The organism is Saccharopolyspora sp. NPDC002376, from assembly GCF_053593195.1.
The window spans coordinates 39301-63290 of sequence record NZ_JBSFBZ010000024.1 but is presented as its reverse complement, the minus strand read 5'-3'; the positions used below and the strand labels follow the sequence as shown (position 1 = coordinate 63290).

Below are 23990 nucleotides of genomic sequence, written 5' to 3'. Positions count from 1 at the left end.
GATAGGAATCGAGGCGGCGATGGGGGCGTTCGACTGGTTGTTCGGCGGGCGGGAAGTGGCCCCACCGGGGCAGGTGGAGTTCGTTCACGCGAAAATCTACGGCGAGGTCAAGGGCGGCCCCGGAGTGGATTCGCTGTCGGGTGCTGGGAAATCCTGGATAGACGTCGGAACAGCGTTCAACGACGCAGCTGCTGCACTCGCTCGGGTGTTGAAGGACTCCGAGATCTTGATGCAGGGCAGCGCAGCTGATCAGGCGCGAGAGGCAGTGCTGCCGTTGGCGAAGGCGACGGCGGAGGCGGCCGACATCGCGGCGGCGACCGGTGCCGCTTTGAGGCAACAGACAGACATGTCATCGGACTTCTACTTCTCCTTCGTAGCCCCGTACGAGGTTCCACCCGACAACATCGGCTGGAGTGACTACGTCAATCCTGTGGCGTTTGCGGTAAAATCTGGGGTTCGAATTGTCCACGAGGACGTTCGTGATCAGGTCGAGGCGCACGCGCGTCAGCAGTATGAGGCTTACACGCAGAGCACTAACGAGCGCGTGAACGGTCTCCAAGCGTTCGCGCCGCCGCCGACGTTCACCGCTGATGTCGCAGCGGCAGAGACCACTCCGGTGCGCAAGGTCGATCCGATCAACGGCTACGAAGACGTAAGTGATACCCGCACCGGAACGGAAGCCAGCCAGCTCCCGGGACCGCGGACACCGGCTGATCCGGTACCGGCGCCGGATCCGGTGGCGCCGGACGAGCAGCCTCCGGAGGACACAGTGTCGGAGACGCCGACTGAGTCGAATTCGGCGTGGGCACCGCCTGTCGGGGGCGGCAATCCGGTGGCCGGTGGAGGTGTTCCCGTTCAGGGGCCGATCGGGACGGGTGGCGGCGTAGTCGGTGGAGTTGTTGTGCCGCCGGGAGGACCTGGCGGTCGTTCGGGCTCGGCACTGCCCAGGCCGGGTTCTGGCATCGGGCGAGGCGGCGGACCTGGGGCAGGGCGGGGTGTTTCGGGTAAGCCTGGCGGAGGTGGACGTTCTGGCACCGGAAGCGGCACACCCGCGCCGGGCGCTGTGGGCTCCAGTGGTCCGGGGGTGCGGGGAGCTTCCGGTGGTCTTGCGGCCGGTGGGCCTGCGTCGGGTGGGCGGGGGAAGCGGGAGGAGGACAAGGAGCACGGGCGGAAGTTCGTCAAGGGTGGCAAGGACGCTTGGGACGATCTCGAGATCCCCAAGGTCGCTCCGCCGGTGTTCGGCGACTGGGAGGCCGAGGCGCTGCGGGGCAAGCCGCCGCGGCCGTCGGAGGAGAAATAGCCGGGCGGTGTGCTGGCGTCGAGATGATTGGGGTCGGTTAGCCTGCTGCCGTGCTCTTCTTCGTGATCGCTGCTTTACTGCTCGTCATCTTTGCGATTGGTTTCATGCGCGACCGCCGACGGGTGCGCAACGGCGTCTACCTGTTCCTCGCCTTGATGTTCTCGCTGGCTGGGCTGCTGTTTAAGCTCGCCATGGTTTCGGACATGGCGGCGTCGGTGATTTTCCTGGCGCTGGTGTTCCTGATCTCGGTGACGGTGCTCGTGCTCGCCGGGTTCCTGATCGCCAACGGGATCACGATGATGCGCCGCGAGGGCAGGCGGGTGGCGAACCTGCTGTCGTTGGCAGCCGGCGTCGGGATCATCGGGTTGATCGCGTTGAGCCTCATGGCGAACCTGCTCCAGTGGACGCTGCTCCAAGCGGTCGTGAGCGCCACGAACAGCGTGCTGTTCTACGTGTCGTTCCTGTTTGTGTGCTTCCTGCTGTACTCGTTCGTCTACGGCAAGTTCCCGCACAAGACCCAGGTCGACTTCATCGTGGTGCTCGGGTCGGGGCTGCTCGGTTCCCGGGTGCCGCCGCTGCTGGCCAGCCGTCTCGACCGGGGGCGCGAGGTGTTCGACGCCGAGCGCGCTCTGGGGCGGCAGCCGTTGCTGGTCACTTCCGGTGGCCAGGGGCCCGGTGAGGACCTGCCCGAGGCGCGCGCCATGGCGGACTACCTGATCGAGCGCGGCGTGCCTGCTGATCAGGTGCTGGTCGAGGACCAGTCGCGCACCACCGACCAGAACCTCCGGTTCAGCAAGGCGATCATGGAGCAGGCCAAGCCGGACTTCCGCTGCCTGGTGGTCACCAACAACTTCCACGTCATGCGGGCCGCGCGGATAGCCCGGGCGGAGAAGGTCAACGGTCAGGTGATCGGTTCGCCCACCGCCCGGTACTACTGGCCGAGCGCGACGATCCGCGAGTTCGTGGCGATCTTCCTGTCGCACAAGGTGATCAACGGCGGTATTTGCCTGCTGCTGTTCCTCGGCGGTCTGAACGTCGCCGAGCACTGACCGTCCGAAGAGGACTCCAGCGGTTCGGAGCGCCGTCCCGAGCAGTGCCGCATAGGGTCCATCGAGTCCGTTCGCAGAGCACTGATGCCTGCGCAGTTTTCGTTTTCTTCACAGGTAGGGGAGTTTTGAGTACGCGGTTGGTTCCGGCTGTGGTAGCGGTCATCTTGGCAGCCTTCCTGGCTGTCGTCCTTTTTGTTCCCTATGTCGCACGGCAGTACCGCAGACGTGGCGAACTGGGCATCGGCAACCTCGCACTGGCCCTCGTCGGTCTCGTCTACACCCTCGCGCTGTTCGCCTACGTGCTGCTCCCGCTGCCCGGGCTGCGGCCGGACTTCTGCGCGGTGTACGGCACGAGCGGTCCACAGTGGATTCCGTTCAACTTCGTCAACGACATGGAGAAGGACGCGATCGGCATCGGGATCGCCGCCACGTTGCGCAACCCGGCGCTGACCCAGGTGCTGCTGAACGTCGCGCTGTTCGTGCCGTTGGGCATGTTCATCCGGTACATGTTCAAGCGCAGCGTGCTGGCCACCACGGCCATCGGCCTGGGTGTTTCGCTGCTGATCGAGGTCACGCAGGGCTCCGGCATCTGGTTCCTGTACCCGTGCGCGTACCGGCTTTTCGACGTGGACGATCTGATCGCCAACGGGCTGGGCGGGTTGATCGGCGCGCTCGTGGCGCCGGTGCTGCGCGCCGTGCCGGGACAGCGCCTCGACGCCGACCCCGGCCAGCCGCGTCCGGTCACCAAGTCGCGGCGACTGCTCGCGATGGTGTGCGACCTGATGGCGTACCAGTTCGCCGCCGTCCTCTGCGTCGTGTTCGCCGACGTGATCCTGCTCGCCGTGCACGGTGAGCTGCTCAGCGCTTCCGACACCCCGGTGATCGAGCTGCCCGGGTACACCGCGGTGAACGTCGTGAGGCTGTGGGTGCCGTGGTTCCTGCTGGCGGTCGTCGTTCCGCTGGTGGGCAAGGCGCCCAGCCTCGGGCAGCGCATCGTGCGGTTGCAGGCCACGACGCGCGACGGGCGACCGGTGGGGGCGGGCACCCGTCTGGCGCGCAGCCTGGTCGGCATCGGTGGTTACGTGCTCATCTCGCAGCTCGCCGACCTGCCGGGGCTGGGCTTGCTGGGGCCGGTGTCGTCCGTCTTCGGCCTGGCGTCGCTCATCGCGATCTTCACCACGGCCGGGCACCGCGGTCTCTCCTGCGTCTTGACCGGACTGAGGTTGACCGACTCCCGAGCCGTCGCTCGCGTCGACGTGCTCAGCTGACCTCGCGCGCGGGGAGCGTGGCCGACACCTCGAAGCCGCCGTCGGGCAGCTGGCCGGAGCTGATCTTGCCTCCGGCCAGCTGCACCCGTTCGGCCAGACCGATCAGGCCCTGACCACCGCTGGGCAGGCTGCGCTGGAAACCCGCGGCCGGGCGGCCGTTGCGGATCGAGACCGCGAGCTTCTTCTCCCGGTACTCGAGCGAGACCATCGCCCGCGCGCCACCAGCGTGCTTGTGGACGTTGGTCAGGGCCTCCTGCACGACCCGGTACGCGGCGCGTTCCACCTGGTCCGACAGGTTGCGGCGGTCGCCGGTGATGGTCAGCTCGATGTCGAGCCCGGCTTCGCGGGAGGCGGACACGAGCGCCTCGACGTCGTCGAGCTTCGGCTGCGGCGGTTCCGGGGTGTCGTCGCCGGGGTTGGCGCGCAGCACGCCGATCATCTGCCGCAGTTCGTCCAGCGCGCCGCGCCCCACCTGCTGGATGGTCGACGCCGCGCTGGCCGCCTTCTCCGGGTCGTTCTTGGCGACCATCTCCAACGCGCCGGCGTGCACGACGACCAGACTCACCTGGTGCGCAACGGAATCGTGCATCTCCCGGGCGATGCGGGCGCGCTCCTCGCTGCGCGTCCGCTCGGCGATCAGGGCCCGTTCCCGCTCAGCGCGCTCGGCCCGCTCCACCCAGTGCACCAGCCTGGCCCGGCGGCTGGCCATGTAGCGGCCGATGATGACGGGGAAGCTGTAGAGCAGCGCCTGCATGACGATGCTGGTGATGAGGGTCTGGGTATCCAGCTTGAACAGGTCACCGAGCTGGGCCAGCTGCAGGGCGTTGATCGCCGTGATGCCCCAGATCTGCCAGCTCTTCCGGCCGTAGGCGCCCAGCGCGTACAGCGCGGGGAACAGCGCCAGCGACCCCAGCGGCGACACGAAGTGCAGAACCGTGTTCGCGATGGCCACCGCAGTCGGGAACCGGCGCATCCCCAGCAGTGCCAGTGATCCGGCCAGTGCCGCCACCAGCAGGGGCAGCGCGTCCAGGAACTCCGGTCGGTTCTGCAGGACGCTCCAGGCGGAGAGGAAGCAGAAGATCGCACTGATGGCGGCCAGCGCCACCCACCTGGGCAAGCGCGCCAGCCAGGACGGTCGCGAGCCGACGAACGGTGCTTCGCCCGGTTCGGCGGTGTTCGAGGACGCGTTCAACTTCTCCGTGGCCACGCCGCGAAGCCTATGGCAACGCGCGCCGCGCGGATGAACCCCGGGTCGTACGCCTGGGGTATGACGTGGTCGCGTTGCGTTCGATTTCCCTGCGCCTGGCGGATGATCGGCGAATGGGCCCGCAGTGCGACGACCGCGCAGCACTTCCGGCCATAGCTTTCGCAGCATGGTTTTCACTCACGAGAACTCGCCCACGGTCCGGATGACGACCGCGGCGCCGGTTCGCACCCGCCTCGACGGCGTCGACATGGCCAGGGGACTGGCCGTGCTGGGGATGTTCGTCGCGCACATCGGCCCGGCGGTGATCAACCCGACGGCCGGCGGTGCGGCGGACTTCCTCGCGATGTTGAGCAATGGGCACGCCTCGATCCTGTTCGCCACGCTGGCCGGGGTGTCGCTGGCGCTGCTGACCGGCGGTGACCGGCTGCACCAGGGGCTGGCGCTGCGCAGGGACCGGGTGCGCATCGGCGTGCGCGCGATTGTCCTCTTCCTGCTGGGCATGGCGCTGACCGCGCTGGACACCCCGATAATGGTGATCCTGTCGTTCTACGCGCTCTACTTCCTGCTGGCGCTGCCGTTCCTGCGGGTGCGGCCCGCGGTGCTGTTCGTGGTCGCGGCGGTGTGGGCGGTCGTCGGGCCGGTCGCGTCGTTCTTCCTCCGCACTGCGATCAGCGGGGAGACCGCAGGGGGTGCGCTGTCGTTCACCGATCTGACTTCGCTGTCCAGCGCTGGTGCGGGCATCCAGCGGCTGCTGCTCGACGGTGCCTACCCGGTGCTGACCTGGATGCCGTTCGTGTTCGTCGGCCTGGCGGTCGGGCGGTTGGACCTGCGGTCGACCGCGGTGCGTCTGCGGCTGCTGGTCAGCGGTGTCGTCCTGGCCGTGGTCGGCGCGGGCGGTTCCTGGCTCGCGCTGAACGTCTTCGGCGGAATGCGCGCTCTGCAGCCGGTCCTGGACACCCTGCGCCCGATCGCCGAGCAGATGGGCAAGGACCCGCTCGACGTGCTGCAGATGGTGGGCTTCGGCACCGCGCCCACCACCACGCCGGCGTTCCTGCTGATCAACGCGCCGCACACCGGGACGCCGTTCGAGATCGTGGCCTCGACCGGTGCTGCGCTGGCGGTCCTGGCGGTGTGCCTGTTCGCGGGTGACCACCTGGGCAAGCTGTTCGCACCGCTGTCGGCGGTCGGTGCGCTGGCCCCGACCGTGTACGTGGCGCAGGGCGTGGCGCTGAAGGTCCTGATGGACTCCGCCGGACCGGAGCTGGCGGAGCAGCCGTGGCTGCCGCTGCTCGGTTTCACGCTGGTGTCCTTGGTGTTCTGCGCACTGTGGCGCCCGTTCCTCGGTCGCGGTCCGCTGGAGCGGGTCATGCACTGGACGTCCACCAAGACCTCCGACGCTCTCGTTCGCGCCTGACGCGAGCAGTTTCGCGGGGAACCGGTGCTCTGTGCCGGTTCCCCGAAGTGGTTTGATCGGGTCGTGGATCTGCTTCGCCATCTCCGGTTCTTCGTGGCGGTCGCCGAGGAGGGCCACTTCGGGCACGCCGCCGATCGGCTCGGCATGACCCAGCCGCCGATCTCCCAGGGCGTGCAGCGGTTGGAGACCAAGCTCGGCGTCACCCTGCTCACCAGGGGTTCGCGCGGTGTGCAGCTGACCACTGCCGGAGCTGAACTGCTGCCTCGTGCGCGAGCGTTGCTCGACGGTGCTGACCAGTTCGAGGAAGAAGCCCGGCGGCAGCGGGAGAACCGCGGCGCGGTGCGCATCGGCGTCATCGCAGCGTTGAGCGACTGGCAGGTCGCCGCTTGCGCCGCAGCCGTACGGGCGGCGGCGCCGGATCCGGCCACCCGCACCGTGATCACCACGACCGCGTCGACCGTCGACCTGGTCGACGCGGTCTCCGCGGGGCGGCTCGACTGCGCGGCGGTGCACCACCCCGCGCTGATCGGTGCGCTGACTTCCGGACCGGTCCTGAAGATCCCGCGCTGGCTGCTGATCCCGGCCGACCGCAAGCCCGCGCTCCGCTCGCTGCGCGGGTTGGCGTGCGCGACGGCTCCGCGCAGCCACGGCACGGCCGCCTTCGACCTGCTGGTGGACACCCTTCGAGCCAAGGGACTGGACGCCGACTTCTTGCCCGCGCCAGGGGACCGCGACGCGATCACCGCGGTCGCCGCCGGTCGGGCGTTCGCGCTGACCGCCGACCCGATGTTGGACGGCCCGGGCGTGGTCCGGGCACCGGCCGGGGACGACCTGGCGCTGCGGGTGCGGCTGGTCTGGCAGGAATCCGCGGCCGAAGACGTGCGCACCGCGTTCGAGGCGGCGCTGCGGAGGACGCGATGAGCCCCGTCGAGCGCCGGATCCGCGAGGTGCTCGCCGATGCCGGTGCCGAGGGCTGGGTGCACGCAACGCAGTTCGGCGGTGGACGGGAGCTCTGCGTCGGTGCCGACGAGCTGGTGGTCACCGCCTCTGTCTACAAGCTGCCACTGCTGGTCGCGCTGTGCCGGGCTTTCGACAGCGGACGGGTAGACCCGCGCGGCGTGGTGCGGATCGACCCGACTTCCTGCACACCGGGACCGAGCGGCTTTTCGACGTTCCTCGACCCGGTGTCGGTGTCCTGGCGCGACCTGGCCGCGTCGATGATGGCCGTGTCCGACAACTCCGCCGCGGACGTCATCCTCGGCGCCGTGGGGTTGGATGCGATCGCTGAGGCGCTCGACGACCTGGGGCTCACCCGCACCCGCGTGGTCGGTGGCGTCGCCGACCAGCACGCCTCGCTGGTCCGCGACCTCGGCGCCACCACGGCTGCGGAAGCGTTCGAGCTGCTCAGCAACAACGACGCTGCGCGCACCGCCAGCGCCTACGACCCCGCGTACGCGAGCGCCACCACGCCGCGCGACATGACCCGGCTGCTGGAGCTGATCTGGACCGACGCCGTCGCCTCGCCGCAGCAGTGCGCGTTCATCCGGCGGCTGATGGGCCAGCAGATCTGGATGCACCGGGTGCGATCCGGTTTCCCGTTCCAGGGCGTCCAGGTCGCGGGCAAGACCGGCACCGTCGGTGCGGTGCGCAACGAAGTGTCGGTGGTGGAGTTCGAGGGCGAGGAGCCGGTCGCGGTGGCGGTGTTCACCCTCGCCGCACGAGCCGATTCTGCGCTGCCGCGCGTCGACACGGCGATCGGGGAGTGCGCCCGGATCGCCGTCGACGACCTGCGTTCCGGGCGGCTTTGAGAGATTTTTTCAGCCGAAATCGGGCAGTTGGGACTAGTCGAACGCTGCGGTCATAGCGAACTGCTATCAACGCGCCGTCGACTGCGGATTGGCGCGATCGCTCAGACGCTGCTTAATTGGTTCCCGACCGGGCTTCCGGTCGACGGACTGAACGGAGAAGTAGTTGCGGCACAACGAAATTCGCGTCGGGCGACGTGCTGTTCTGGGGGCGCTGCTGGCGGTTCCGGCGTTGGTGGCGTGCGGCACCGTCGAGGGTGCCGCGCCGCCTGCGCCCGCCGCGCCCGGCCCTGATCTGAGCGAGCTGGAGCGGCATTACGACGCCCGCCTGGGCTTGTACGCGGTCAACGTCCGCACCGGTCGGACCCTGGTGAACCGCCCCGATGAGCGGTTCGCGCTGTGCTCCACCTTCAAGACCTACGCCGTCGCCGCGATGTTGCGCGAACACGGCCTGGCCAGCGATTTATTCGCCAAGGTGATCCACTACTCGCGCGGCGACCTGGTGACCTACTCACCCATCACCGAGCAGCACGTGGACACCGGCATGACGGTCTCCGCGCTCTGCGAGGCGACCATGACGGTCAGCGACAACACAGCGGCCAACCTGCTGCTGCGCGAACTTGGCGGCCCGCAGGCGATCGCGCCGTTCGCCCGCTCGATCGGCGATGCGACCACCCGCCTGGACCGGTGGGAGCCCGACCTGGGCACCGCGATCCCCGGCGACGAGCGGGACACCTCAACCCCGGCCGGACTCGCCGCGGGTTACCGCGCTTTGGTGGTCGGCGATGCGCTCGCGGCCCCGGAACGCGACCAGCTGACCAAGTGGCTCATCGCCAACACCACCGGCGCCGAGAAGCTTCGCGCCGGGCTGCCGCCGAACTGGCGCACGGGGGAGAAGACCGGTTCCGGCGACTACGGCACGGCGAACGACGTCGGGGTCACCTGGACCGAGGACGGCGCGCCGATCGTCATCGCGGCGCTGACCACGAGGCCTGGGCCGGACGACGAGGGCAGCAACGAGCTGATCGCCGAAGCCGGCCGTTTGGTGGCCGCCGAGCTCCGCTGACCGGCACGGGTTTTTCCGGCTCGCTGAACGACTTTCCCCGCAGCGCGCCGGGTTCGGTCCTTTGTGGAGAAGTCTACCGAGAACGGAAGCACAGCCGGACGGACGCCCGCATCGATCGAACGGTTGATTCCGCACTCCAGCTTTCGGCCGCGGACGACCGACCCCCGGGTCGATGCAGGTCAACGAGCAGCGGAGGACAGTAGGCCCCGTAGACAGTGATCGCACGGAAGGAATCGCATTGCGATGAAGAAGCTCTACTGGGCTGCGTTGAGCTACACGGTTCTCGGGCTGATCGCCGGGCTGTACTACCGCGAGCTGACCAAGGCCCAGGGTTTCACCGGTGACACCCAGCTGGCGGTGGTGCACACCCACCTGCTCGCGCTGGGCATGCTGTTCTTCCTGGTGGTGCTCGCGTTGGACAAGGTGTTCGGGCTGTCCGGCAACCGCCTGTTCACGCTGTTCTTCTGGTTCTACAACTCCGGTCTGGTGCTCACCGCCGCGATGATGGTGGTGCACGGCACGATGACGGTGTTCGGCGCGGAGAGCTCGGCGGCGATCTCGGGCATCGCGGGGCTCGGCCACATCCTGATCACCTTCGGCGTGATCCACCTGTTCCTCGCGCTGCGCAAGGTGCTGCCAGGCCAGCAGGCCAGCAAGGAAGCCGACGAGGCGAAGGTGGGCTAGTTCCGCTTGGCGCGGCTGGGTGCGACGCGCGGTGGTTCGTTGGGCTGCTTCGGGTAGACCGGCGGCCACGGCGCGTCCTGCAACCCGCTGGCCATGTCCCGAGCGGACTGCTCCAGCAGCGGCTCGATCGACTGCGGCTGCCGACCGGCCCACGGATCACCAAGCGCGGCCAGCCGATCCGGCACGGTGGCGATGGTCAGCGAATCCGGCTCCACTGTGCCCAGTTCGTCCCACGAGATCGGCGTGGACACCTGCCCGCCCACTCGCGGGCGCACGCACCACGCGCCGAAAACGGTCTTGTGCGGGGCGTTCTGGTTGTAGTCGACGAACACCCGCGAACCCCGCTCTTCCTTCCACCACTTGGCGGTGATCAGGTCGGGGCGCCGGCGTTCCAGCTCGCGGGCCAGCGCTACTGCGGCGGCCCGCACCTCGTAGCTGTTCCACCGCGGCAGGAGCGAGGAGTAGACGTGCAGGCCCCGCGAGCCGGATGTCTTCACCTGCGCGCCGATGCCGTACTCGCCGAGCAGCTGCCGAGTCAGCTGGGCCGTCTCCACGACCTGCGGGAACGTCACGCCGGGGGAGGGGTCGAGGTCGATGCGCAGCTCGTCGGTCACTTCGGGAGCGTCGGCGTGGTACGGCCAGACGTGGAAGCCCAGGCAACCGAGGTTCACGGCCCAGGCGATGTGCGCGAGGTCGGCGGCGACCAGCGCATCGCTGGTGGTCCCATTCGGCGTGGACACCACGGTTGTCCGCAACCACGGCGGAGCGGACTTGGGCACCCGCTTCTGGAAGAACGACTTGCCGCTCGCCCCGTCGGGATACCGCTCCAACAGCAGCGGCCGCCCCTGCAGAGTGCCCAGCAGCGGCTCGGCCACGGCCTGGTAGTACCGGATCAGGTCGAGCTTGGTCTCCCCGCGCTTGCTGAAGAACACCTTGTCCGGATGCGAAACCGAAACCTCGGTGCCCCCGATCTCCAGCACCACCGAATCACCCACGGTCGACCTCCACCCACCGTCTCCACGCGTCACCCTAGAACCAGCCCCCGACGAACGCAGTGGTTTCCGCGGTGCTGATCGCGCTGCAGGGCGCTGAGGCAGCCGTTGTACTGAGGTCGACGTTCGAGGGGATGGGAGTGTCCGGTGAGCGAGCTGCCCTTTGCCGACCGCACCGATTTCGAGGACGCCGATCGCGGTTTCCTCGCCGCGCTGGAACCGGGTGTTGTGAAGGACGAGCGCGGAGGAGCGGTGTGGAACAACGACGCCTACTCCTTCCTGGCGGACGACTGCCCGGAGACGGTGCATCCGAGCTTGTGGCGCCAGTCCCAGCTGTGCGCGAAGCAGGGCCTCTACGAGGTGGTGCCGGGCATCTACCAAGTCCGCGGACTGGACTTGTCGAACATGACGCTGGTCGAAGGTGACCGCGGCGTCATCGTGATCGACCCGCTCATCTCCACCGAAACAGCCGCAGCCGCCCTGGCGCTGTACCGGGCGAACCGCGGTGACCGCCCGGTCACCGCGGTGATCTACACGCACTCGCACGTCGACCACTTCGGCGGAGTCGCCGGAGTGGTGTCCGAGAAGGTGCCGATCCTGGCCCCGGTCGGTTTCACGGAGCACGCCGTGTCGGAGAACGTCTACGCCGGCACGGCCATGTCGCGCCGCGGCAACTACATGTACGGCATGGTGCTGGAGAAGGGGCCGACCGGGCAGGTCGGCACCGGGCTGGGGCAGACGACTTCGGTGGGCACCGTTTCGCTGATCCTGCCCACGGTCGACATCACGCGCACTGGTCAGGAGGAGTCGGTCGACGGCGTCCGCATCCGCTTCCAGCTCACCCCGGGCACGGAGGCACCGGCGGAGATGAACTTCTACTTCCCGGAGCACCGAGCGCTGTGCTTGGCCGAGAACGCCACGCACAACATGCACAACGTCCTCACGCTGCGCGGCGCGCAGGTCCGCGACGCCCGGAACTGGTCGCGCTACCTCACCGAGGCCATGGCGCTGTTCGGATCCGACGCCGAGGTCGCGTTCGCATCGCACCACTGGCCCACCTGGGGACGCGAGCGCATCGAGCAGCACCTGACCGAACAGCGGGACCTCTACGCCTACCTGCACGACCAGACGCTTCGCCTGATCAACCGCGGGTGGACCGGCATCGAGATCGCCGAGCGGTTCGAACTGCCGCCCGCGCTGGAATCGGCGTGGCACTCGCACGGCTACTACGGTTCGGTGAGCCACAACGTCAAAGCGGTCTACCAGCGGTACATGGGCTGGTTCGACGGCAATCCGGCTTCCCTGTGGGAGCACCCGCCGGTGGAGTCGGCGCAGCGCTACGTCGACTGCCTCGGAGGTGTGGATCGGGTCGTCGAGAAGGCCGCTGAGTACGCGTCCGCTGGTGACCTGCGCTTCGCCGCTCAGCTGCTCAAGCACGCGGTGTTCGCCGAGCCCGACCACACCGCCGCGAGGGACCTGCTCGTCGACACCTACCAGCAGCTGGGGTTCGGCGCGGAGAACGGCACCTGGCGAAACTTCTACCTCACCGGCGCGCAGGAGCTCCGGCACGGCGTCACCCCGAACCCAATGAGCCTCTCGGCCGGGATGCTGGCTGCGCTGACCGTCGAGCAGCTGCTCGACTCGGTGGCGATCCGGATCGACGGGCCGCGGGCGGCGGGAACCAGGCTGGTCGTCGACTGGCACGTCACCGACGTCAACGAGCACGTGCGCACCACCCTGTCCAACGGTGCGCTCGTCCAGGAGCCGGTCGGCGCCGAACCGGCCGATCTCGTCCTCACACTGACCAAACCGCAGCTGCTCGCACTGGTCAACGGACAACAACCGGTTGACGTCGACCACCAGGGCGACCGCGAGGCCCTCACCGCGCTGCTGGGTTTCGTGGACGACCCGGACCCGAACTTCCCGATCGTCACGCCATGACCCACCGGACGGTCATGCGGCGGTGTGCTCGGCGCGGGCCTGGTGGTAGAGGACCTTCAGCGCGGCTGTGATCGGCAGTGCGATCAGCGCGCCCAGAACACCTGCCAGCGATCCGCCGAGCAGGATCGCCACGAAGGCGGCCAGCGGGCTCAGCTCGACGGTCCGCGCGAAAACCCTTGGCGCGATCAGGTAATTCTCGATGGCCTGGTAGACGATGAAGAACAGCAACGTGATCACGGCCAGCGCGAAGCTCTGCGACAGCGCCACCAGGATCCCCGCCACCGAAGCCAGCGTCGCCCCGACCTGCGGAATGGCGTCGAACAGGGCGACCACGATCGCCAGGAGCGCGGGGTAGGGGATTCCCGCTATCAGGAAGAACACGTACGACACCGCACCTGCGCACAGCGACACCAGCGCCTGGCCGGTGACGTAGCCCCCGACCCGGTTCATGGCGGCAAGGATTGCTTCCGGGCGCCCGGGGTGGTTGGAAGCGGCACGCGTCATCGCGCCCTGGAGTCGAGGCATGGCGAGCGAGAAGTAGACCAGCAAGGCCCCCGTCGTGCACGCCGCGAAGATCCCGCCGAGCAAGGAGCCGATGACCGCGAACCCGGCGCCCAGCGCGGTCGCCAGGAGCGCGGCGCCTTGCTTGGCTACCCCCTGCACCTTGCTCTGGACGGCCGGGTCGTCGAGCTCGGCGCGCAAGTCGTGGTTGCCCAGGTGCAGGCCCAGCTGCGACAGGACCTGGGGGAGGTTGGCCACGAATTGGCCGACCTGGCCCACCGCCGGTATCACCGCGAACAGCACGATGAAGCCGACGACGAGCACCACTGCGAAGATGACCGCGGCTATCGCCAACCCGCGTCGCCAGCGGTGCCGGTGCAACCACGCCACCAGCGGTTCCACCCCGAGGCCGAGGAAGAACCCCACGAAGATCAGCACGAGCATGTTGCGCACGGAGTAGGCAAGCACTGCCAGCACCACCACCGCGAGGTAGACGCAGGCGATCTGCGCGTGGCGCAGCAGGGACGGGCCCGTGCTTGGTTCGGAGTCGGCCATGATGCACCAGCCTCCTGCTGGGATGACTCCCCAACAGGATCCGGCAGACCCCGCGGCCTCGCCCGTGGATCGTGGTCAGGCCGCGGTTTCGTGCACGTGTTGCCAGCGCAGGCCGTCAGACGTGCGGCGCAGGACCGCGGTGGTGCGGCGTGCCGTGGCCCGGCCGTCGTGGTGGTGGGTTTCGCGGAAGCGGACGACCGCGAACTCGGCGCTCTCAGCGACCGTGGCGACCTCGTCCACCTCGATCACCAGGCCCGGCGCGGAGTTGTTCGCACCGGCGAGCGCAGCGAAGAGCTGCTCGGCGGTCAGCACCGCGCCTTCGGTGGTGATCAGGGTGAAGTCGTCCGCGTGCGAGTCCCGGAGCTCGGCGAGAACTGCGGGGTCGCAGTCCTGGCCGAGCCAGCGTGCCAGCAGCTGGTGCAGGCGCTCGACCTCGGTGTGGATCACCAGCCGCGTTCCCGCCACTCGGCGAGGTGCGGGCGCTGCTCGCCGATGGTCGAGTCAGCGCCGTGGCCCGGGTAGAACCAGGTGTCGTCCGGGAGCTCGGCGAAGATGCGGTTCTCCACGTCGTCGAGCAGCGACCGGAAGTCGGCCGGCGAGTTCGTCTTGCCGACCCCACCCGGGAACAGCGAGTCGCCGGTGAACAGGTGCGGGTGACCCTTCGGGTCGCGGTAGAGCAGCGCGATCGAACCCGGCGTGTGGCCGCGCAGGTGGATCACCGACAGCTGCGAGTCGCCGACCTCGATGGTGTCGCCGTGCTCGACCAGGCGGTCCGGCGGCACCGGCAGTGCCTCGGCGTCGTCCGGGTGCGCCAGCGTGAAGCAACCGGTCTGACCGGCTACCGAACCTAGCGCCTGCCAGTGGTCGTGGTGTTGGTGGGTGGTGACGATGGTGCGCAGCCGGGGGCGCTGCTCGTCATGGCCGAGCAGGTCGGTCAACCGCTCGGAGTCGTTGGCGGCGTCGACCAGCAACGCGTCGCCGGTGTTGCGGCACACCAGCAGGTACGCGTTGTTGTCCATTGGGCCGACCGAGATCTTGGTGATGGTCAGCGCATCAAGCTCCCGCCGAGCAGGCTTTCCACCGTGGTCGACATGTCCCGTGTACTCAGCTTCGAACTCCACGCCCCGAGCTTAGAGCCTGTCCCTCAGCTCGTTCTGCGTGGCGGAGCGATCAAGCCGGGGCCTTCTCGGCCGGGACGATCAGGCCGTAGATCACCAGGACCGACAGGGCGATCACCAGCAGCGACCACAGCGGGAACGCCGCCAGGAACGCCAGGTGGCCGATCGCGACCAGCGCCGCCAGCACGATGCCGGTGGTGCGGGCCCACTCCTTCCCGTACATGCATCCCACCCCGGCGGCCAGCTGCAGGACGCCCAGCACCAGCCAGATCACGCCCCACGCGGCGAAGTTGAAGACCAACAGCTGGGCCGCGCCGACGACGTAGTAGTCGGCGCGGAACAGCGAGGTCAGGCCGTCGATGATGTTGAAGATTCCGACCAGCAGCATCAGCGAGCCGGCGAACGCCAGCCACCCCGACATCGCGGTCGGCTCCTGCGCGGACGTCATCGCCCACTGCTTCTGCTGCTCAGGCGCCTGCGCCTGCTGCTTGGCCTCCTGCGCTTCGGCGCGTTGCTGCTCCGAACCGGGGCCGGTCTGCGGACTGGACATCTCGAGCGCCCCCTCTGCGAACTCGATGACTTCCACCGCCAGCGTCGCGCGATCGGGCGAACTGCGCAGCCCGGGCACTGGTCGCCCCAGGCGCCCTTCTGCATGCCGGAAGTGACGTTCCGGGAATTCCGAATTTCCCTAAAATTGGGCGATCACTGGGAGCGACCGGGAGCCCGGGGTCAGCGCCAGTCGGGGAGGTCTGGGGCGGTGCCTTGGAGGTCTTGGGCGTCGGTTCGGCCCAGGAGCCAGCCCAGCATCGGGCCGGGCTCGCCGCGGACGCGGCTCGGCGGGGCCGTGGTGCCGCGCAGGTCCCAGGTGCGCTGGTGGTCGCCGAAGTCGACCTCCACCGCCAGCGCTGGCACGTCCGGGCGCCCGCCGAACTGCTGGACCGCGTCCTCCAGCAGCTGTTCGGCGTCGTGCCGCGGGATGTCGGCGAAGTCCACGTCGTGGTCGAGGTCGACCAAGTGCACCCACACCTCCATCAGCCGCAGCCGCAGCACGTGGTGGGCGGGGATCGGGTCGCCGGCGGAATCGGCGATCTCGGCGGTCCACGCGTTCTCGGGCATCTCTTGTGCGGAGTTCGCGAATCGGTCGCAGGATGCCGCAAGGTCCTCGAACAGCAGCCGGTGGCTGTGCTGGGAGCCCTCGGCGATGGCCTGGTCGCGGTCGTCGCTGCTGGCGTACATCGCGTGCTCGATGCCGGTGCGCGCCCAGATCATCAGGTTGACCAGTCCGTCGGCGTTGCGCGCCAGGTGGGCGATCACGTGCGCCCGGCTCCAGCGGGGCAGCAGGCTGGGCTGCCGCATGGACACCTCGTCCAGGTCGCCGACCGTGCGCAGCAGCCGTTGGGTGGCGCGTTCCACCGCGGCCAGTTGAGCGGAGACTTCGCGGGTCACGTGCGCGGTGGTTCCGGGGGCGATGTCAGCCATGCTCCACCTCGCGGAAGAGTGAGGGGCGCGCGGTGCGCGATGTGAGACACCGAGCCTAATTGCGCAGGCCACAAGGGCAACAGTGCCCATTCCGGGGGAATTTGCGTATCGTCGGTAATGGCGGCGGCCAACCGCTTCGGATGTCACACCTTGGAGTGATAATCGGGGGTCGCGCCGGGTGCGGGGCGCAGCCGGTCCGGGACTGTCGGTGGCCCCGAATAGCATGGACGACGCGACGTCGCGACCTGCCGATGACCGGGTTCTCGCGGCCCGGCCCGCAGCGGTGCGCGTCGACCTCAACGCCAGAACTTCCGAAGGGATCACTGTGGCTGACCGCCTCGTCGTCCGCGGCGCCCGTGAGCATAACCTGCGCGGGATCGACCTCGATCTGCCCCGGGACAGCCTGATCGTGTTCACCGGGCTTTCCGGGTCCGGCAAGTCGAGCTTGGCCTTCGACACCATCTTCGCCGAGGGGCAGCGCCGCTACGTCGAGTCGCTGTCCGCCTACGCCCGGCAGTTCCTCGGTCAGATGGACAAGCCCGACGTGGACTTCATCGAAGGCCTGTCCCCGGCGGTGTCGATCGATCAGAAGTCCACCAGCCGCAACCCGCGGTCCACGGTGGGCACCATCACCGAGGTCTACGACTACCTGCGCCTGCTGTACGCGCGGGCCGGCAAACCGCACTGCCCGACCTGTGGCGAAGCGATCAGCAAGCAGACCCCGCAGCAGATCGTCGACCAGGTGCTGGAGATGCCCGACCGGGCCAAGTTCCAGGTGCTGGCGCCGGTGGTGCGCGGCCGCAAGGGCGAGTACGTCGACCTCTTCGAACAGCTGCAGTCGCAGGGCTACGCGCGCGCTCGCGTCGACGGCGTGGTGCACCCGCTCGACGCGCCGCCGAAGCTGAAGAAGCAGGAGAAGCACGACATCGCGGTGGTCGTGGACCGGCTCACCGTGAAGGCCGGTGCCAAGCAGCGGCTGACCGACTCGGTGGAGACCGCCCTGCGGCTGGCCGACGGCCTGGTGCTGATCGAGTTCATCGACCTCGACGAGGACGACCCGAACCGGGAGCGCAAGTTCTCCGAGAACCTGGCCTGCCCGAACGGTCACCCGCTGGGCGTCGACGAACTGGAGCCGCGTTCCTTCTCCTTCAACTCGCCCTACGGCGCGTGCCCGGAGTGCGTGGGGCTCGGCATCCGCAAGGAGGTCGACCCCGAGCTGGTGGTGCCCGACGAGGACTTGTCGCTGGCCGACGGCGCGATCGCGCCCTGGGCCGGTGGGCACACCGCCGAGTACTTCACCCGGCTTCTCACCTCGCTGTCGGAGTCGATCGGCTTCCGGATGGACGCCCCGTGGCGGCAGCTGTCCACCAAGGTCAAGAAGGCCGTGCTGCACGGCTCGAACGACCAGGTGCACGTCCGCTACAAGAACCGCTACGGGCGAACCCGCTCCTACTACGCCAACTACGAGGGCGTCATCCCGTTCCTGGAGCGGCGGTTGGAGCAGACCGAGTCCGACTACGCCCGCGAGAAGTACGAGGGCTACATGCGGGACGTGCCGTGCCCGGCCTGCGACGGCACCCGCCTCAAGCCCGAGATCCTGGCCGTGACCATGGAGAACGCCGATCTCGGTGAGCTGTCGATCGCCGAGGTCAGCGCGTTGAGCGTGCACGAGTGCGCGACGTTCCTCAACGGTCTGGTGCTCGGCCCGCGCGAGCAGATGATCGCCGGCGCGGTGCTCAAGGAGGTGCAGGCGCGGCTGGGCTTCCTGCTCGACGTCGGCCTGACCTACCTGTCGCTGGACCGCGCGGCCGGGACGCTCTCCGGCGGTGAGGCGCAGCGCATCCGGCTGGCCACCCAGATCGGGTCGGGCCTGGTCGGCGTGCTCTACGTGCTGGACGAGCCGTCGATCGGTCTGCACCAGCGAGACAACCATCGGCTGCTGGAGACGTTGAGCCGGCTGCGGGACCTGGGCAACACTCTGATCGTCGTCGAGCACGACGAGGACACCGTGCGCAGCGCGGACTGGGTGGTCGACATCGGCCCCGGCGCCGGCGAGCACGGCGGCCAGGTCGTGCACAGCGGCCCGTACAAGAAGCTGCTGTCCAACAAGAAGTCGCTGACCGGTGACTACCTGTCCCGGCGGCGGCAGATCCCGGTGCCGGAGCTGCGCCGCGTCCCTGACCGCAAGCGCCAGCTGACCGTGGTCGGCGCGCGCGAGCACAACCTGCGCAAGATCGACGTGTCGTTCCCGCTGGGCTGCCTGACCGCGGTCGCCGGTGTGTCCGGATCGGGCAAGTCCACGCTGGTCAACGACATCCTCGCCTCCGTGCTGGCGAACAAGCTCAACGGCGCGCGCCAGGTGCCCGGCCGGCACACCCGGGTCAAGGGCCTGGAGCACGTGGACAAGCTGGTGCAGGTCGACCAGTCGCCGATCGGCCGCACCCCGCGGTCCAACCCGGCCACCTACACCGGTGTGTTCGACCACATCCGCAAGCTGTTCGCGGCGACCACCGAGGCGAAGGTGCGCGGCTACCAGCCGGGCCGGTTCTCCTTCAACATCAAGGGCGGTCGCTGCGAGTCCTGCGCGGGCGACGGCACGTTGAAGATCGAGATGAACTTCCTGCCCGACGTCTACGTCCCGTGCGAGGTGTGCAAGGGCGCCCGGTACAACCGGGAGACCCTGGAGGTGCACTACAAGGGCAAGACGATCTCCGAGGTCCTCGACATGCCGATCGAGGAGGCCGCGGAGTTCTTCGAACCGATCACCGCCATCCACCGCCACCTCAAGACGCTGGTGGACGTCGGTCTGGGCTACGTGCGGCTGGGCCAGCCCGCCCCGACGCTGTCCGGTGGTGAGGCGCAGCGCGTGAAGTTGGCCAGCGAGCTGCAGAAGCGCTCCACCGGTAAGACGGTCTACATCCTCGACGAGCCGACCACCGGCTTGCACTTCGAGGACATCCGCAAGCTGCTCGGCGTGATCAACGGCCTGGTGGACAAGGGCAACACGGTGATCGTGATCGAGCACAACCTCGACGTGATCAAGACCGCGGACTGGGTGCTCGACATGGGGCCGGAAGGCGGCTCCGGCGGCGGCACCCTCGTGGCCGAGGGCACGCCGGAAGACCTCGTCGAGGTGGACGAGAGCCACACCGGCCACTTCCTCGCTCCGGTGCTGGCCGAATGCTGAAAGCACTGGTCTGAGGCGTAAAAGCGAGACGGGGCCTGCGTTCGCAGCAGGCCCCGTTTTGTAACCATTGCGCCACGGCACCGGCCGATCGAACCCTGAGTCGGACAGACTGTGCCGACCGAACAAAGCGGTGATCTTTGGCGGGCGCATACACCAGATGCGTGCGGGAACGCTGATGCTCCGCAACAACCCTGCGGAAAGGTTCTACGTGGAAGCGCTCAACGACGCGATCGTCGCGCTGAACGACACGTTCTGGCTGTACCTGATCATCCCGGTGCTGGCCGTGCTCAGCTTGTACTTCACGGTCCGCTCCGGCGCGGTGCAGATCCGGATGATCCCGGAGATGGTCCGCGCGATGGTCGGCAAGGCCGAGACCGCGGAGGACGGCAAGAAAGCGATCTCGTCGTTCCAGGCGTTCGCGATCTCCGCGGCCGCCCGGATCGGCACCGGCAACATCGCCGGTGTGGCCACCGCCATCGCGCTGGGCGGGCCTGGCGCGGTGTTCTGGATGTGGATGATGGGTCTCGTCGTCGGTGCGGCGAGCTTCGTGGAGTCCACCCTGGCCCAGCTGTACAAGGTGCGCGACAAGGCCGGTTTCCGCGGCGGTCCGGCCTACTACATGCTGCACGGCCTGCGCTCCCGCTGGATGGGCGTGCTCTTCGCGGTGGTCATCACGATCACCTTCGGCTTCGTGTTCAACGCGGTGCAGAGCAACACCATCGTCGGCGCGGTCATGACCTCGGTGGAGGCGACCGGCGCGACCGGGATGGACTGGTTGCAGCCGGTGCTCGGCCTGGCCCTGGTGGTGCTGACCGCCGCTGTCATCTTCGGCGGTGTGCGCCGCATCGCGCACGTCGCGCAGCTGCTGGTGCCGTTCATGGCCGGGCTGTACATGATCCTCGGCCTGGTCATCGTGGTGCTCAACATCGACGCGCTGCCCAGCGTGTTCGGCCAGATCTTCGCCAACGCCTTCGGTTTCCAGGAGATCGCCGCCGGTGGTCTGGGCACTGCGATCGTGCAGGGCGTGCGACGCGGCATGTTCTCCAACGAGGCCGGTCTGGGTTCGGCCCCGAACGCCGGTGCCACCGCTTCGGTGAGCCACCCGGTCAAGCAGGGCCTGGTGCAGACCCTCGGCGTCTACGTCGACACCCTGCTGGTGTGTTCCACCACGGCGTTCATCGTGCTGCTGTCCAACCCGACCTACGGTGAGAACCGCGGCCCGACGATGACTCAGGAAGCTCTGCAGTTCAACTTGGGCAACTGGTCGCTGCACCTGCTGACGCTGATCATCCTGCTGGTGGCGTTCACCTCGGTGCTGGGCAACTACTTCTACGGCGAGTCCAACGTCGGCTTCCTGACCCAGAACCGCGCGGTGCTGACCGGCTACCGCTGGATCGTGCTGGCGGTGACCTTCCTGGGCGCGATCGGGTCCTCGGACCTGGTGTGGAACTTGGCCGACACCACGATGGGCATCATGGCGCTGGTGAACCTGGCGGCGATCGCCCCGCTGAGCGCGATCGCGTTCAAGCTCCTCCGCGACTACAACGAGCAGCGCAAGCAGGGCCTGGACCCGGTCTTCACCCGGGACCGCCTGCCGGAGCTGACCGGCGTCGAGTGCTGGGAGCCGAAGGCGACCGAGCCGGAGAAGACCTCGGCCAGCTGAGGGGTTTTCCCGCACATCTGAGCTGCGGACGGGACGCCCACCAGGGGCGCCCGTCCGCAGCGGCGTTTCCAGGCGCTGGTGGTGCGCGTCAGGTTGCGGCCATCGTGCCGGGTCCGGCCCGGCAACCGGTGGACGGTCACGGCTCGCAGATGCCGTTCCCACAGGTCCAGACCGGTCGGGGATCGGTTTTTCCGTCCGTGCGCATGATCGAGATCTGTTTCTGAGCCGGTACCTGCCCGGTGCCTTCTGCGTAGTTGAGGTCGCCGGTGATGCCGAAGAGCAGTTTGTCGGGCGCCTTGATCTCGGCGATGCCGCGCCACACAGACGGGCCGTCCAACGGGACTCCTCTTTCCTCCTCCGGCGGGAGGCTGGCGCCCACGACATTGATCAGCGCTCGTTGCAGGACGTTGAACGCGTCGTATGCCAGCGATGCGCGTCCTTCCAGCTCAACTCCCGCGTCTTCGGTGGTCTTCCCGTAGAACGAGGTGTACTCCAAGTTTCCGGTCACGCTCTCCTTCAGCTCGCCCCGGAGCATGAACTTGGTGATGTCGTCGCCCGCCATCACGTGCGGAAGGGTGGCGCGCTCGCGCTTGCAGGCGTTCCGCACTATTTCGAGGAAGTTGCGGAGTTCGTCGGCCCGTCCGGTGAAGAAGACCACTTCCTGCTCGCCGCAGTTGATCCGGGCCTCTTGGGAGAACCGGATCCTCGCGGCCGCCCCCGGGCGGTACGCCTCCGTCAGGTCTTCGGCCAGGTTGGAGCTGTAGAGGTCGTCGGTTGAACCCGAGTAGTAGACCGTGAGGTTCTTGTTCTGGTGGAACCTGTCGAGGTAGCTCTTGATGAACTGCGCCTGCTGCTCGTTGTCCGGCCCGACCTGGTGGTAGAGCTTGCTGGTCTCCTGGAACTTGTCCGCCGACGTCGTCGTGCCCGCCATCGGCAGTCCGGCGGCACCTAGCTTCTTGATCGCCTCCCTGGTGCCGGTCCAGCTGCCGCCGAGCCCGACGACGCCGATCACCGGGGAGTCCGAGTTCTTCTTGCGCTCCGCGAACTTGATGATCTGTTCCGCGACTGCGCTGCCGTGCTTCATGCGGTCTCCGCCGTTGGCGAACTCGATGCGGATCAGCGGTCCGCCGCTCATCGCGGAGTTGCGCTGCGCCATGGCCAGGCCCCTGAGCTCTTCGCGGACTCCGTTGAGCGTCGAGGAGTACAGCTTCGGAGCCGACAGCGTGCTGAAGTAGACGATCGTCGCGGACGGACGCGTGTCCTTGCCGCGTTCGAAGTCGATCTCGTTGTTCTGCCTCTTGATCTGATCTTGGGCGTTGATGAAGTCGGCCAGGAAATCGTTCTCGGTTTTGTTGTCACCGTCAGGCGGCAGTTGCTTGGTGAACTCGAAAGTGCCGTCGGAAAGCCCGACGCACTCGTCACCCTCCGCCCACAGCTTCAGGCCGTTCCAAGGAAGCAGTTGTCCGCACGGGCCGACGTACTGCTTGACGTAGGCGCCGGTGCCGACGAGCAGCAGTGCCACCAGCGCGATCGCCGGGACGCGGCGCACCAGCCGAGAGCGCTTGAGCGGTAGGTCCGCCTGGCCCAGCGACAGCGTGGATTCGTCGTCAGTGCTGCCAGGTTCGTCGGCGACCTGCACCGGGACGTACCAGGCGGTGGAGGAGCGGCGGCGGCGCGCGTTCTGCAGCTTCTCCGGCCACTGCTCGAGGGTCACCGATTCGCTCGACGATTCCTCCGGCAGGGCAGCCGCTCCCGCACCGATGACCAGCAGCGGGTCCCGCGAGCCGGTCTCGTTGCGGACGTCGTTGATCAGGCGCACCAGCAGCTTGCCGGTGCTCTCGTCGCGCAGGTTGCGCAGCAGCAGGACCGGATAGCAGTCCTTCGGCACCCACTTCCAGCGCCACAGCCGCCGTTTGTAGGAATCGGTGAGGTCGGCCAGGAACGCGTGCACCAGCAGTTTTCGGACCTGCTCGGCGTTCTCGAAGCGGGAGGGCGTGGCGATCAGGCGCTGCGCGAAACTGGGGAAGTCGGCCGATTCACCGGGGGACAGATAGGGCTGTCGCATGAACCAGCGCGCGACGCGGCCCGCCCGCATCCACCACGCGTAGTAGACCGGGAAGAACATCAGCGACAGCAGGTGCAGGTACCAGGGCAGGTTCTGCGCGGCCAGCTCCCAGCCCTGCGACTCCAGCTGCTCTTCTTGCTGAGTGCGCCGCGGGCGACGACTGCTGAGGTACTCGCGCAGCAGGTGGCGAACGTCGGAGTGCGGTGCTCGGGCCAGGTTCGTCTGCGGCAGGTTCTTCTTGAGCAGCCAGCTCAGCAGCGCGTAGCGGCGGAAGCGCAGACGACCGATGCGCGGCCACGAGTCGGCGTCGCGCAGGCCCAGCGCCGCGCGGTCGAGCAGCTTGCGGATCTGGACGGACTTCTGCCGCTGGGTCTCGGCCGGGCCGGCGCCGACGTCGAGCACCACGTGCGGGACGACGGCGCCCAGGTGATCGGAGAGCTGGTCGACCAGCGCGCCCGGGTTCTTCTCGCGCAGCAGGTGGACGATCGGCTGGTCCGGGATCTTCTCCAGCCGCTTGCGCCTGATCCACCGCCAGCCGAGGCGCTGCGGCAGCTGAGCGACCGGAACCCCTTGTCCCGTGGTCGCTTCCGTCATGAGCACCCCCAGTGGTCAGCTGACCATCAGCAGTGACACTACAGATGAGGTGTGACGGGAGGCACTGGTTTCGCGGATCTGCCTGAAGGCACGTTCAGCGGA

Annotated in this window: 19 protein-coding genes; 11 read left to right on the top strand and 8 right to left on the bottom strand. The window is 68.2% G+C overall.

All coding sequences use genetic code 11. The features are described from left to right. The first annotated feature begins 19 nt into the window (after positions 1-19). The 3 genes from ACWCO2_RS17840 to ACWCO2_RS17830 all read left to right on the top strand — a co-directional run bounded on the left by ACWCO2_RS17840 (position 20) and on the right by ACWCO2_RS17830 (position 3617). Positions 20-1300: a PPE domain-containing protein gene (locus ACWCO2_RS17840; RefSeq protein ID WP_450128822.1), complete on the top strand. Its 1281-nt coding sequence runs from the start codon at positions 20-22 to the stop codon at positions 1298-1300. A 104-nt stretch (positions 1301-1404) separates the two neighbouring features. Continuing rightward, on the top strand, positions 1405-2349 hold the full coding sequence (locus tag ACWCO2_RS17835; protein WP_450128821.1) for a YdcF family protein: 945 nt from the start codon (positions 1405-1407) through the stop codon (positions 2347-2349). A 164-nt stretch (positions 2350-2513) separates the two neighbouring features. Further along, positions 2514-3617, top strand: a complete 1104-nt coding sequence (locus tag ACWCO2_RS17830) for a VanZ family protein (protein WP_450128820.1) — start codon at positions 2514-2516, stop codon at positions 3615-3617. Here the strand turns inward: ACWCO2_RS17830 and ACWCO2_RS17825 are convergent. Beyond that, positions 3610-4824, bottom strand: coding sequence for a sensor histidine kinase (locus ACWCO2_RS17825; RefSeq protein WP_450128819.1), 1215 nt, complete (start codon positions 4822-4824; stop codon positions 3610-3612). The two genes, ACWCO2_RS17830 and ACWCO2_RS17825, sit on opposite strands and share 8 nt — an antisense overlap. Positions 4825-4990: 166 nt before the next feature. Here ACWCO2_RS17825 and ACWCO2_RS17820 point away from each other — a divergent pair, with 166 nt between their 5' ends. The 5 genes from ACWCO2_RS17820 to ACWCO2_RS17800 all read left to right on the top strand — a co-directional run bounded on the left by ACWCO2_RS17820 (position 4991) and on the right by ACWCO2_RS17800 (position 9793). Continuing rightward, a complete protein-coding gene (locus ACWCO2_RS17820) occupies positions 4991-6238 on the top strand; it encodes a heparan-alpha-glucosaminide N-acetyltransferase domain-containing protein (protein WP_450128818.1) in 1248 nt (415 codons plus the stop codon). A gap of 63 nt (positions 6239-6301) precedes the next feature. Beyond that, positions 6302-7159 (top strand): LysR family transcriptional regulator, encoded by an 858-nt coding sequence (locus ACWCO2_RS17815; RefSeq protein WP_450128817.1) that lies wholly within the window; start codon positions 6302-6304, stop codon positions 7157-7159. After that, on the top strand, positions 7156-8046 hold the full coding sequence (locus ACWCO2_RS17810) for a serine hydrolase (RefSeq protein ID WP_450128816.1): 891 nt from the start codon (positions 7156-7158) through the stop codon (positions 8044-8046). Before ACWCO2_RS17815 ends, ACWCO2_RS17810 begins: the two co-directional genes overlap by 4 nt. A 178-nt stretch (positions 8047-8224) precedes the next feature. Then, positions 8225-9109 (top strand): class A beta-lactamase, encoded by an 885-nt coding sequence (gene bla, locus ACWCO2_RS17805; protein ID WP_450128857.1) that lies wholly within the window; start codon positions 8225-8227, stop codon positions 9107-9109. Between the two features lie 243 nt (positions 9110-9352). After that, on the top strand, positions 9353-9793 hold the full coding sequence (locus ACWCO2_RS17800; RefSeq protein ID WP_450128815.1) for a DUF2871 domain-containing protein: 441 nt from the start codon (positions 9353-9355) through the stop codon (positions 9791-9793). Here ACWCO2_RS17800 and ligD read toward each other — a convergent pair. Then, complete coding sequence (gene ligD / locus ACWCO2_RS17795) at positions 9790-10788, bottom strand: non-homologous end-joining DNA ligase (RefSeq protein WP_450128814.1); 999 nt, start codon at positions 10786-10788, stop codon at positions 9790-9792. The genes ACWCO2_RS17800 and ligD overlap by 4 nt on opposite strands. A 144-nt stretch (positions 10789-10932) precedes the next feature. On the opposite strand from ligD, the gene ACWCO2_RS17790 reads away from it, so the two are divergent. Next, positions 10933-12726, top strand: coding sequence for an alkyl/aryl-sulfatase (locus tag ACWCO2_RS17790; protein ID WP_450128813.1), 1794 nt, complete (start codon positions 10933-10935; stop codon positions 12724-12726). Between the two features lie 12 nt (positions 12727-12738). Here ACWCO2_RS17790 and ACWCO2_RS17785 read toward each other — a convergent pair whose 3' ends face one another. The 5 genes from ACWCO2_RS17785 to ACWCO2_RS17765 form a co-directional block, all read right to left on the bottom strand. Then, positions 12739-13782 carry an AI-2E family transporter gene (locus ACWCO2_RS17785; protein WP_450128812.1) on the bottom strand — a complete coding sequence of 348 codons (1044 nt, stop codon included), beginning with the start codon at positions 13780-13782 and terminating at the stop codon, positions 12739-12741. Positions 13783-13857: 75 nt separating this feature from the next. Beyond that, positions 13858-14229, bottom strand: a complete 372-nt coding sequence (locus tag ACWCO2_RS17780; protein WP_450128811.1) for a DUF4440 domain-containing protein — start codon at positions 14227-14229, stop codon at positions 13858-13860. Then, positions 14226-14903, bottom strand: coding sequence for an MBL fold metallo-hydrolase (locus tag ACWCO2_RS17775; protein ID WP_450128810.1), 678 nt, complete (start codon positions 14901-14903; stop codon positions 14226-14228). The genes ACWCO2_RS17780 and ACWCO2_RS17775 overlap by 4 nt, the downstream gene beginning before the upstream one ends. A 49-nt stretch (positions 14904-14952) precedes the next feature. Further along, positions 14953-15450 carry a DUF7144 family membrane protein gene (locus ACWCO2_RS17770; RefSeq protein WP_450128809.1) on the bottom strand — a complete coding sequence of 166 codons (498 nt, stop codon included), beginning with the start codon at positions 15448-15450 and terminating at the stop codon, positions 14953-14955. A 179-nt stretch (positions 15451-15629) separates the two neighbouring features. Then, on the bottom strand, positions 15630-16379 hold the full coding sequence (locus ACWCO2_RS17765; RefSeq protein WP_450128808.1) for a maleylpyruvate isomerase N-terminal domain-containing protein: 750 nt from the start codon (positions 16377-16379) through the stop codon (positions 15630-15632). Positions 16380-16704: 325 nt separating this feature from the next. On the opposite strand from ACWCO2_RS17765, the gene uvrA reads away from it, so the two are divergent. Together uvrA and ACWCO2_RS17755 are read left to right on the top strand one after the other, a co-directional pair. Continuing rightward, positions 16705-19566 carry an excinuclease ABC subunit UvrA gene (uvrA, locus tag ACWCO2_RS17760; protein WP_450128856.1) on the top strand — a complete coding sequence of 954 codons (2862 nt, stop codon included), beginning with the start codon at positions 16705-16707 and terminating at the stop codon, positions 19564-19566. Positions 19567-19741: 175 nt separating this feature from the next. Beyond that, complete coding sequence (locus ACWCO2_RS17755) at positions 19742-21229, top strand: alanine/glycine:cation symporter family protein (RefSeq protein ID WP_450128807.1); 1488 nt, start codon at positions 19742-19744, stop codon at positions 21227-21229. A 136-nt stretch (positions 21230-21365) separates the two neighbouring features. Here the strand turns inward: ACWCO2_RS17755 and ACWCO2_RS17750 are convergent, their stop codons facing one another. Next, positions 21366-23888, bottom strand: a complete 2523-nt coding sequence (locus ACWCO2_RS17750; protein ID WP_450128806.1) for an ABC transporter substrate-binding protein — start codon at positions 23886-23888, stop codon at positions 21366-21368. Positions 23889-23990 lie beyond the last annotated feature (102 nt).